Below are 12,102 nucleotides of genomic sequence, written 5' to 3'. Positions count from 1 at the left end.
TATTCCCTAAAGCTTTAATTAGAATCAATATTAGGGAATGTGAATTGCAAATATTTTCCTAATATTTGATATAATGGTAGAGGTTGGAGAGAATTGAAAGTAAGAGGAATTACTATAAAGGTATATTTTTATAATTCAAATAGCAAAAATACCATTAACAAATACCGCGGAAAAATGATAATAAGGGGCGAATAAATTGATCAAAACCACTGAAGAATTGTTAATTGCTCTGCGAAGTGTTATTCAAGAAAGCCGAGTAACGACCAATCATACTATTTTAGAACAACACAGCATAGATGAATCGTATCATCGTGCTAGTCTGCCTGATATAGTAGTGTTTCCGACAAACACAGAAGAAGTGAGGGAGATAATTACTATAGCGGATCAATATAAAGTGCCGATTGTGCCATTTGGAAGGGGAACAAGCTTGGAAGGGCATGTTATTCCTTATGACCATGGAATCATGATTGACTTTTCTCTTATGGATAAAATAGTAGAGGTTAGGGAGAAGGACTTTCTTGTGAAAGTTCAACCAGGGGTGACGCGTTCTCAGTTGAATAAAGAGCTGAAAAAATACGGATTGTTTTTCTCCGTAGATCCGGGAGCAGATGCAACACTTGGTGGGATGGCAGCTACAAATGCCAGTGGAACAACATCTGTTAAATATGGAATTATGCGTGACCAAGTTCGGGATTTAGAGGTTGTTCTCGCAGATGGCACAGTGATTCATACAGGAAATTTAGCAGAAAAATCTTCTTCTGGCTATCATTTAAATGGTGTATTTGTTGGTTCGGAAGGGACACTTGGATGTTTTACTGAATTGACATTAAGAGTGTACGGTATTCCTGAAAATATTATGGCAGCGCGAGCATCCTTTAAAACAGTTAGTGATGCTGTTGAAGCAGTCTTGAATATTTTACAAGCGGGAATTCCAATTGCAAGAGTTGAGCTCGTAGATGAACCTTCTATGAAACAAGTAAACCTTCATAATAAGACGGCCTATCTGGAACAGCCAACCTTATTTTTAGAATTTGAGGGGAATGAGGCGGGCTTAAAGCAAGATGTTGAATTTATGAAAGAGATTGTGGAGGCTCACAATTGTGAACGTATTGAATTCGAGACCGATAATGCTGCTCGAAATCAGCTATGGGAAGCTCGCCATAATCTAGCTTACTCCTATATTCATGGACACCCAGGAAAAAAACTCATGATAACCGATGTTTGTTTGCCCCTTTCCGAGTTAGCAGGTGCTATTGCTCATGCAAGAGAAACACTTGATTTGTTAATGCTTACAGGCGGTGTTGTTGGGCACGTCGGTGATGGCAATTTTCATGTTCTGTTAATGATTGATATGAATGATTTTGATGAACTGAAAAGAGCTGATCAATATAATGAAATGATTGTCATGTATGCACTTGAACGAGGAGGAACTTGTACAGGAGAACATGGTGTCGGCATTGGGAAACAGAAATACCAAGAGAAAGAACACGGAGAAGCACTGCTGGTGATGGAAAAGATTAAACGGGTACTAGATCCAGATAATCTTCTAAACCCAAATAAAATTTTTAAAATAAAGAAAGAGAAATAAATGGATTGGTAGAATTTGTTTTAACCTTGATAGCTCTCTTAAGATAGAGACATGTATTGGTGGATGAGTTTTTATAATGATAACAGGAGGGTTTTAGGGGTGGAATTACAACAATGGTTTGAAAAAGGTTTAACAACGGAACAGTATATCGATGGTATGAAAACAAATAAAGAAAATCTCCTAAAGGTATATGAATCGTTCCATCTATCAGGGGAGAGTAAAGAGGCGCTTTTAACTATACCGCCCACTGGGATTAAGGTTATTGTGTTGACAGAAGATTGGTGCGGGGATGCAATGGTAAATATCCCGATTTTACTGCGTATTGCAGAGGCAACAAATATCGACGTTCGTTTTATCCTGCGTGACAGCAATTTAGAGTTAATGGATCAGTATTTAACCAATGGAACGGCTCGATCGATCCCGATTTTTATTTTCATAGATGAGGATGGAAATGAATTAACCGTCTGGGGACCACGCGCTGCTAAAATTCAACAAAGCTTTGAGGAATTGAAATCACAGTTACCAAGCGTAGATGCCCCTGATTTTAAAGAAAAACAACTTGAGATGTTCAAAGAATTTGTAAATAAATTTACGGTGGATTATGATACTTGGCATGTTATTGCAGATAGCATTATTAGTAAGTTAAAAGAAATTAAGTAGCGAGTGATTCATCTAAAAGTATTAGAAGAGGATATATCACCGAGAAAAGCTTAGGCGACATACAAGGACGGGCTTCAATGATTCAATAGAATGGAATCCAGCCGTAAAATTTTGACAATCATTTAACTTCAGGCTTCGGTAATTAGGAACTTAAAATCTAGATAATTGAATGTGTAGAGAAAATATTTTTGGAAAGGACAGAAGGAGCAGGCTTCCCAACAAGAAGAAACCTGCTTTTATATATGGGCCATTAAAAAATGTGAAAGGATTGCAAAGTCAATAAAAGACGGTGGAACTGCAAAGTTAGTCAAGTACTCAAAGGAATAGAATGCTGGTTATATGAAAGGATTTTTGAATTGGAGAAATATAAAAAAAGAAAGTGTCCGTTTGTTATTTCAATTGCTGCTGTTTCAGGTGGAGGAAAAACGACCATCACCTCTTACCTGAAAAATAATTTGCAAAATAGTGGAACTCTATCCTTTGATGATTATGATTTTAATGGTCCCAATGACATGATTAATTGGATTGATAATAGAGGTAATCCAGATGATTGGGATTTATCACCGCTTCTTACAGATATAAAAAAGTTAGTTAATGAACCGCTGGATTACATAATAGTAGATTTTCCATTCGCTAATTTACATAGTCAAATGAAGGAAATTATTGATTTTGCAGTATTTATTGATACTCCACTGGATATTGCCATGGCACGAAGATTAACTCGAGATTTTAGAAATGGTGCCGTTGAGGAGATTATGATGGATTTAAATTACTACATTGGTTGGGGAAGAAGGGGATATCTTCATATGTTGAATACGATCAAACCGATTTCTGACCTCATTGTAGATGGAACATTACCTGAATATGAGATTGTAAATATTATTACTAAAAAAATAGAAACATAGTTGATTTTAGGGGGTAAACATGGTGAATATACGCTATGTAACAACAGAAGAGGAAAAGCAAAAGGTCTTGTCAGCCTATTTTAAAGAAGGTTTGAGTGGTCAATTAGATACTTTTCCGAGTAAGGAGAAAAGAAAGCTGATCATTTTACAAAATATAAGTGAACGTTTTGAACTGGGGAGAGTATATTCAGAAATAGAAATTAACGAAGTATTGAAAACAATTTACGGTGATTTTGCAACAATTAGAAGAGAGCTTATCGTGTATGGATTTATGAATCGCAGCAAGGATTGTTCGGAATATTGGATAAAAGAAGATTAAATGGATAAAATTTATATTGAGCAAGCCAAGCAAAAATGTTAGGGGATAATAGGATATTTAAATTATGTTGAATGATGAACTATTTAGTCTCACCCTTTGGAGACCGGTATTCTATCAAACTATAGCGAAAGTCCACGGCTGTCAAATTGACGGTCTTCTTTTATGCTGTTAAAGAGCAGTTTAGTTGAAAACAAATAGTGGATTGATAAACTGAAATAAGTGTATATTTATACTATGAGTGTAATAATGAAACTAATTTGATTAGTAGGTTTTGTAATCATAATACAAGTATACTGCATGAAATAAAAGTTTATTTACATAATATGATTATTATACGGCAATCATTTCTTTTGACCGACGAAAAAGGGTATCGGATAACTAATTATATAAATTATACAACTAAGGGTGAGGTAGCATGAAAAACTTATTAAAAAAGATAACCCGATTTTTCAAAACAGATAAAGAGTTATTTATTGAAGAATTGAACGATTACCGCCAAATATTAGATGATGCTATAAAAATTTTAGAGGAGAACATTCAAATTTTAAAGTTAGCATTAGCAAAGCATATAGAAATCGGTCATTACTTGGATATGAAACAATCGAACAAGCTTATTCGAATTGAAAGTATAAATAAGTTAGTCACACAGTATGTGGATCATAAGAAAGATACAGCTGCCAGGGAAATGATTCGAGAAAAAGTTAAGGAACAGCAGAAATTACAATGTCTGAATGAAATAATAGATATGCATAATCAAAGAATCCAAGAATATCAATATAGGCTAAATAAAGCCCTTTGTGTTTTAGATAATGATAAAAGCAATCGAGAAGCTTTTATTATCAAACAGAAAATAGCATTACAGGAATTGGTGATTTCTGAAAAGTTAGACAGAGGGAACTGCAAGAAGCATATTGAACGGATTAAAAGGGAAATTATCGATAAAGAGTCCTATAAAGAACTTAATCCAAAAGAGGATACAGTAAATGAAGTGTTAATAGATAGCGAGATTGAGAAGGAACTTTCCATCTTTAAACTGAATTACTCTTCAAGTAATGTGTAAATCCTTTAAAATCAAAAGCTTATGTTGAGCTTTTATGAGGTTAGTTTTGGTCGGGCTAAACGAATAAAGGTTTATGATGCCATTAACGTATGAATATTAAGATTGAAGACAGGGAGATTATTTCTCTGTCTTTTTTACTTTTTCATTTAGGACTTCGCTTTCTTGCTGTTAAGAATGATCATTGCCATACTATCTTGTTCGATATTATCTTGGTTCAGTTTATCAACAGAAGAATTGAATTGAAGTAAGGATAATTACAACGATAACGAATGGAGTAGATTATAAATGGTGATAATTTAAATATTTTAATAATTCAAACACTTAAAGTATAATAATGGAATATCTGGAGATTTTTATTATTCCTACAAAACATTACATATTTCTCTTGAATGGGATGGAAGGTGAGGGATGGTAGTTGAATTATTCGTTACATCCACTTGGAGACCGAGCAATTTTAATTGAATTTGGCAAAGAGATAGATGAAGAGACCTATAACTCTGTCCGAAAGATAAGCAACATATTGGAAAGTGAGCAACCTGAGTGGCTGATTGAGGTGGTTCCCGCGTATACAACACTTACCTTATTTTATTCTCCTGAATATGTTTATCGAGCATTTCAGGAAAGTCGGCTACCATATGAAGTAATCACTAGTGAATTAAAAAGATTGCTAGACCGTCTTCAACCATCAATTAAAAACGAACAAAGAAGAGTGGAAATTCCAATTTGCTATGGCGGAGAATACGGTCCGGATCTAGTATATGTGGCTAAATATAATTATTTAACTGAACAGGAAGTTATTGAGATTCATTCAAGTGGTGATTATCTTATATACATGCTTGGTTTTGCACCTGGATTCCCCTATATTGGAGGAATGTCTAAGGAAATTTCAGCACCAAGAAGAAAATCGCCAAGACAAAATATACCCCCGGGAACGGTAGGAATTGCTGGTGAACAAACAGGAATTTATCCAATTGAAACACCAGGAGGTTGGCAGTTGATTGGGAGAACTCCTCTGAAATTATTTAATCCAACTGATTCGTCACCCACTTTATTGCAAGCTGGGGACCGGGTTCAATTTAAACCAATTAGCCCTGAAGAGTATGTCAGTCTGGAGGGGGAACGGCAATGTTAATAATTGAAAAATCGGGTTTGTTAACCTCCATTCAGGATTTAGGAAGGTATGGATTTAAAAAATATGGGATTATCACAGGCGGAGCAATGGATCCGTTATCTCATAGAATGGCAAATCTGTTGGTACAGAATCATGAAAATGAACCGACGATTGAAATGACCCTCTATGGTCCAACTATACGATTTTTAGAGAATACGATAGTTTCTTTGTGCGGAGGAAACTTATCCCCTTCTTTAAATGGCAGGCCAATGCAAATGGCAAGTCCTATTCACATTCAAAAAGGGGATGTTCTGACATTCGGCCAGCCTAAGACAGGATGCCGTGCCTATTTAGCAATACGCGGGGGCATAAAGATTCCAAAAGTGATGGGGAGCTATTCCACTTATTTACGTGCACAAATAGGGGGATTCAAAGGGAGACCTTTGCAAAAGGGCGATCACTTAGGGGCTGGTCCTTTAAAACTTGAGAGGGATGTAATTAGCACGAAGTGGTTTGCTTCGGACTTGTTGCATATAGAGCCAGAAGGCCGTAAAAAGGTAAGGGTTTTAAAGGGCAGGCATTTTGAAGAATTTACAAAAAGGAGTATAGATGCCTTTTCTAAGCAATCTTATAAAATTTCTCCTCAATCAGATAGAATGGGTTATCGTCTTGATGGAGTCTCGCTTGAACTTTTTAAGCAGAAAGAGATTATTTCAGAAGCCGTCACTTTTGGGACGATACAGGTTCCTGCAAATGGGAAACCAATTATATTGATGGCTGATAGTCAGACGATCGGCGGCTATCCAAAAATAGCAGAAGTTATTTCGGTTGATTTGCCAGTTGTTGCCCAGGCAAAACCAGGTGATTCTTTGCAATTTGAATTCGTCACATTGGATGAGGCGCAGCAGCTTTATATTAATCAAGAAAAACAACTGAAAATTTTAAAAAGGGGAATTGGGATGAAATTTAATAAGGGGAAACAATATGTATAAGATTGACATTAATTGCGATATGGGAGAAAGCTTTGGGCAGTATCGATTGGGGCGAGATGAAGAGATACTAAATTATGTATCTTCAGCTAATATAGCCTGTGGCTTTCATGCAGGCGATCCATCGACAATGAAGAAAACAGTACGGTTAGCGCTTTCGAAGGGAGTTGGAATAGGAGCACATCCGGGTTTTCAGGATTTAATAGGTTTTGGGCGCAGGGAAATGAGGGTTAGTCCTGAGGAAGCCTATGATCTGGTAATCTATCAAATCGGTGCATTATATGCGTTTACAAAGGCAGAGGGAGGCAAGCTACAGCACGTAAAACCGCACGGAGCTTTATTTAATATGGCGGCAAAGGATGTTGCTCTGTCCGAAGCCATTTCGGAAGCGGTATATGATGTCGATCCTGAATTGATTTTATTTGGATTATCCGGTGGAGAATTGGTGAAGGCGGCCAAACGTATTGGTTTACGTGCTGCCAGTGAGGTTTTTTCAGACCGCACTTATCAGGCGGATGGAACATTAACCTCCAGAACGGAAGCCAATGCATTGATTAAAGATCCAACAAAAGCCATTCATCAAGTTGTTCGTATGGTGAAAGAGCAGAGGGTTACTTCCGTTCAGGATGAGGTGATAACGATAAAAGCAGATACAGTCTGTATTCATGGAGATGGAGAAAACGCGTTGGAATTTGCAAAGCAAATCTCAGAAACATTAAAAAGAGAAGATATCGAAATTCAAAAAATAGATCGTTTCATAAATGAATTGATATAAAAAATCTCTTTGGAAGACATTTGAATACAGCTGGTTGTTATTCTAACTAATGAGCCAAAGCTGGATGAGGGAGTCGTATGAAAAAGAAAGAATCGCATTTGAGTATTTTAGTAGGGGCTGCCTTTTTAATGGCCACATCAGCGATCGGCCCAGGATTTTTAACACAAACGTCTGTATTTACTGAACAGCTATTGGCGAGTATGGGCTTTGTTATTTTGATATCCATTATTATAGATATTGGGGCACAGGTGAATATTTGGAGAATTATAGCTGTATCAGAAAAGAGGGCGCAGGATATAGCGAATGAATTACTACCGGGATTAGGTTATTTTTTAGCTACTTTAATTGTATTAGGGGGATTAGCATTTAATATTGGGAATATTGCGGGGGCAGGACTCGGTATCAATGTAATCACTGGGGTCGATGCAAAATGGGGTGCGCTTTTAAGTGGATTAGTTGCGGTAGGAATATTCTTAGTTCGTGAGGCTGGTAAAGTAATGGATCGGTTTGTACAAATTATGGGCTTTATTATGATTTTTCTTACTGTTTATGTAATGTTCACAGCTAATCCTCCCTATGCCAAAGCTCTTGTACATACAGTGTGGCCTGATGAGATTAATCTGCTGGCGATTGTCACATTGGTTGGAGGAACAGTCGGTGGTTATATAACTTTTGCGGGTGGGCACAGATTAATTGATGCCGGGTTGACTGGAAAACAAAATTTACCTCAAGTTACTAAGAGTGCGGTTAGTGCCATTGGCATTGCATCCATCATGCGAATATTTTTGTTTTTAGCAGTATTGGGAGTGGTTTCACAGGGCTTTGTTTTGGATGCCGGTAATCCGGCAGCCTCTGTCTTTAAGCAAGCTGCAGGGAATGTAGGATATAAAATGTTTGGGGTCATAATGTGGGCTGCTGCCATTACTTCAGTTATAGGTGCAGCATATACATCGGTTTCCTTTATCAAAACCTTTAGTAGTTTTGTTGATCGTTATCAAAAATGGTTTGTCATTGCTTTTATCGTTATTTCAACGGCAGTGTTCGCGACAATTGGCCAGCCTGTACAGATTCTCGTGCTGGTGGGGGCATTAAATGGTTTGATTCTTCCTGTGGCTCTTGGTGTTATGCTAATAGCAGCCTATAAGAAGAAAATAGTAGGAGACTATAAACAGCCTTTATGGCTTACTGTTTTTGGTGTAGTTATCGTTATTGGTATGGCGATAATGGGAGGTTATTCACTCATTAATGGTTTGTCACAATTGTTTTAGTAAATAATCTTTGATTAATGAGTCTCAATATCATTTAATCCATTGAGAAGTTATAACATCTAGATTTTAATCAAAACCCTAATTTCGTTCATATAATCTTTGTGAAAATCAGGGTCTTTTTATGTAATGTTTCGCATATATGGTTCGTGGCACGGATTCATTCATCGGTTAATTTTCCAGGAAAGGAATCAACTTATTGTATATTATATTCACCCCTGTTTATCACCGGTAATCAGCGGTGATTTAAGCGGATTTCCTTAGAGTTTTGCGCCTTTTTATACACCTTAAATTTATGGTTATTATACGTAAGTGCGTGGAATAAAATTTCATTTTACATCAACACAAAATGTTTTGTCAATAATTAATTTGTAAAAATATCAAAAAAATGGTATAATAGTTTTACAGTTGTTTTTTATCGTATTTCAAATTCCGCTGGACTTTTCTTTACAGATAGAATTTGCATACGTTTTTTTTTATATACTTTTATAAAACGAAGGAAAATTCAGATGTTTTTTAAGCTTTAAAGTAAGTAAGTTGAATAAAATTTTCAATAAACTATTTATCCCGTTCAAACTGGTGCTAAGACTCCGCCTTCAATCGTAAGCAGAAGCAATCACGGTTAAGGCGGAGATAAGCGTCGGTAAGAACCCGATTGGTTCAACGAATGCTCGGGAGGGGATGAAAGAAAACCTTCACCGAGCAAAGTTTCACTTTATTAGTAAACGAGTTTTTATATACAAGGAGGACTTTAATAATGAATCTAATCAATAAGAAAGTTACACACAAACGTTTTGGAACGGGTAGTATAGTTGGGCATAATGAGTCTAAAATTGAAATAAATTTCGAATCGGAAAATAAAATGTTTGTTTACCCTGATGTTTTTGGAGAGCATCTAAAACTACATGATAAAAGTGATGCTAAGTCACTCGAAGAAATTATACAAAAAAAGGAAGACGAACTAAAAGAGGAAGAATGGAAAAAGGAAGAAGAAAAAAAACTACAACGAAAAAAACAGGAACTTCGCGTAGAACACGAAAAACTTATGAAGCATCATAAGCTACATCCTGAATCACAAATGGTTTTTTGGTGTGACACAGAAGAACAGAATAGTTCTCTTTCAGAGTGGAAGGTTTTTTCGGGTGTAATAAAAAGCGGTAAAAACAAAGGAAATCCGAACAAGCCAGTCCGTTTACATCAAAATAGCGCTGTCCTGTTAACTGCAGTCGATTCCAATATGTCTGAAAAAGACAGACGTATCTTAGGTGTCTATATGGTGCATGAAAATTTTGTCGGAAAGATGTGTGAAGATGGAATTATTCCTGCTCATTCAAAATACAGAATCCAACTTACAGAAGAGGAATCAGATCAGTTGGCTTTCTGGGAATATTATGTAAATGAGAAAAATCCAGAAAAAATGACATGGAATACAGGTAAATACCGTTATTTCGATAATTTATGGATGGCTCAAATTTTACTTGCTATCATTTCGTTGAAAAGTGACCCGAATGAACGAGAACTTGCACAGCAATTCTTTAATCATTTTTGTAAAATGAATCAGATCATGGAACAAGATATACCAAAGCCTAATGGCGCTATAATGCGTACTTAGACGCTAGTCTAAAGATTAGTTGAAGACGAATAAAAAATAGCGAGCATATGTCATTAAAACCAACAGGATCATGTGTACACACATATAGTATACTCTAGGTTGAGTGAATGACACAGATTGAAACAGTTTTAATTCGAATGAAAGTACCCTAATCTCTGAGCGGAGATTAGGGTTTTTTATATGCCGTGTGAAAAAGTAAAATTAAAAATCTGATTTTTGATTTATAGGTATATGAACCACTTGATGTTATATTAAAATATTGGTGGAGACGTATATATAATTAATTTTATACTGTGAGTGGTTACTGAAGTGTAGATATATTTAAAAATTTGAATAGCTCTTTTGCAAACTATATTTGTTTTCGTGAACAATGAAACCTCAGTAAGAGAAGCTGGAACATTAGAAATTTGATTTTTTATTACCAAGGTAATGCTAATGACTTAAAGGTTGTTACAGTTGTCTGTCTAAATTTCCTTTAGTTTTTTAAGCCTTGAAATAGTGAGTTGAGTAATGAGAGAGAGGGATTATTTATGATTGGTGCGATTATAGGTGATGTTGTTGGATCTCGTTTTGAATTTAATAATCATCGTAGCAAGGAATTTGAGTTGTTTACCGAAGAGTGCCGAGTAACGGACGACAGCATTATGACTCTTGCGATTGCTAAAGCTTTTATGGAGACAGAAGGGTCTATTCACTCTTCTATCACTGCAAGGGATTATGACGGTGAGTACGAGACACTGCTTGAGAGTATGTCGATTACATTTATGCAAGAATTGGGGCGTAAATATCCGAATTGTGGGTTTGGTGGGATGTTTGCGAAATGGGTCTTCAGTGATAATCCCGAACCTTATAACAGTTTTGGAAACGGGGCAGCGATGCGAATAAGTCCTGTAGGTTTTTTAGCCAGAACCGAGAATGAAGCAAAGGATTTATCTAAGATTGTTACCAGAACAACCCATAATCATGAAGAGGGAATAAAGGGTGCTGAGGCTACCGCTCTAGCCATATTTATGGCGAGACGTGGATTTACCAAAAGTGAAATTAAAAATAGGATTAATAGTTATTACTATCATTTAGATTTCTCAATTGATCAAATCCGAGACACATACGTGTTTAATGAGATATGCCAAGAGACCGTTCCGCAAGCGATTGTTGCTTTTTTAGAATCAACGTCCTTTGAAGATGCAATTCGTAATGCCATTTCGATTGGTGGAGATAGTGATACTCTGGCAGCCATTACCGGCGCTATAGCGGAAGCGTATTACGGAGTACCTGAAACCCTGAAGGAAAAGGTATTAACCTATTTGGATGATGAACTGCAGTCTATTTACGATGACTGGTGTCTTTATAAGAACGAACATCACTCTGGTAAGTTCACAGTACTAACAAAATATATACCTAAAATTTGTGATACGGATTCCTTTGGTGAATGGTTTATAGATCGAGAGTATAATGAAACACTAGGGCAATCCATCCAAATGCCATATGTCATGTATAAAAAGCTTATAAATTTATTTGTTAAGGAATTCTATCACTTTTCCGAATCCCATCCGGAATACAATTTGACCAGTTACAGTGATATTTTGGAGAGGAATGGTCTTAAATGGAATCAGGAAGCAATGCGTAATGCGGATGAGGATTCTCTCGATGCCCAATGTATCCTTGCACTCATTATGGGTGCCACTCGAGCGGAGCGATTCAGTGAGGGGGCTCTGCTAAGCTTTTTTGAGAATGGATGCATGGTGAAGTGGCTAAAAAGGTTGAAAACGATTGATGAGAATAATTCTACTGGTATTAATGGAATTTGTTAAACTGGTG

11 protein-coding genes are annotated in these 12,102 nt (G+C 36.4%); all 11 read left to right on the top strand.

Going from position 1 to position 12,102, the window contains the following annotated elements:
- Positions 1-196 precede the first annotated feature (196 nt).
- The 11 genes from AC4G3N_RS06770 (at position 197) to AC4G3N_RS06720 (ending at position 12,095) form a co-directional block, all read left to right on the top strand.
- Positions 197-1,588, top strand: a complete 1,392-nt coding sequence (locus AC4G3N_RS06770; RefSeq protein WP_139891162.1) for an FAD-binding oxidoreductase — start codon at positions 197-199, stop codon at positions 1,586-1,588.
- Between the two features lie 99 nt (positions 1,589-1,687).
- Positions 1,688-2,248, top strand: coding sequence for a thioredoxin family protein (locus AC4G3N_RS06765; protein ID WP_491089954.1), 561 nt, complete (start codon positions 1,688-1,690; stop codon positions 2,246-2,248).
- A gap of 356 nt (positions 2,249-2,604) precedes the next feature.
- Positions 2,605-3,153 (top strand): nucleoside/nucleotide kinase family protein, encoded by a 549-nt coding sequence (locus AC4G3N_RS06760; RefSeq protein ID WP_066099948.1) that lies wholly within the window; start codon positions 2,605-2,607, stop codon positions 3,151-3,153.
- Positions 3,154-3,172: 19 nt separating this feature from the next.
- The gene (locus AC4G3N_RS06755; protein WP_140461325.1) at positions 3,173-3,472 is read left to right on the top strand and encodes a DUF2087 domain-containing protein; all 300 of its coding nucleotides are present in this window, start codon (positions 3,173-3,175) and stop codon (positions 3,470-3,472) included.
- A gap of 415 nt (positions 3,473-3,887) precedes the next feature.
- Positions 3,888-4,532 (top strand): hypothetical protein, encoded by a 645-nt coding sequence (locus AC4G3N_RS06750; protein WP_140461326.1) that lies wholly within the window; start codon positions 3,888-3,890, stop codon positions 4,530-4,532.
- Positions 4,533-4,947: 415 nt separating this feature from the next.
- The gene (gene pxpB, locus AC4G3N_RS06745) at positions 4,948-5,664 is read left to right on the top strand and encodes a 5-oxoprolinase subunit PxpB (RefSeq protein ID WP_140461327.1); all 717 of its coding nucleotides are present in this window, start codon (positions 4,948-4,950) and stop codon (positions 5,662-5,664) included.
- Complete coding sequence (locus tag AC4G3N_RS06740; protein ID WP_066099934.1) at positions 5,658-6,635, top strand: 5-oxoprolinase subunit C family protein; 978 nt, start codon at positions 5,658-5,660, stop codon at positions 6,633-6,635. The genes pxpB and AC4G3N_RS06740 overlap by 7 nt, the downstream gene beginning before the upstream one ends.
- Positions 6,628-7,407, top strand: a complete 780-nt coding sequence (locus AC4G3N_RS06735; RefSeq protein WP_066099931.1) for a LamB/YcsF family protein — start codon at positions 6,628-6,630, stop codon at positions 7,405-7,407. The genes AC4G3N_RS06740 and AC4G3N_RS06735 overlap by 8 nt, the downstream gene beginning before the upstream one ends.
- Before the next feature lie 77 nt (positions 7,408-7,484).
- Complete coding sequence (locus tag AC4G3N_RS06730; RefSeq protein WP_066099928.1) at positions 7,485-8,675, top strand: NRAMP family divalent metal transporter; 1,191 nt, start codon at positions 7,485-7,487, stop codon at positions 8,673-8,675.
- A 754-nt stretch (positions 8,676-9,429) separates the two neighbouring features.
- On the top strand, positions 9,430-10,284 hold the full coding sequence (locus tag AC4G3N_RS06725; protein WP_066099925.1) for a malate synthase: 855 nt from the start codon (positions 9,430-9,432) through the stop codon (positions 10,282-10,284).
- A 530-nt stretch (positions 10,285-10,814) separates the two neighbouring features.
- The gene (locus AC4G3N_RS06720) at positions 10,815-12,095 is read left to right on the top strand and encodes an ADP-ribosylglycohydrolase family protein (protein WP_491089953.1); all 1,281 of its coding nucleotides are present in this window, start codon (positions 10,815-10,817) and stop codon (positions 12,093-12,095) included.
- Positions 12,096-12,102 lie beyond the last annotated feature (7 nt).

This window comes from Bacillus sp. z50, assembly GCF_058313585.1.
Note: the sequence above shows the minus strand (reverse complement) of the source record. Positions and strands in the feature narration are given on the sequence as shown.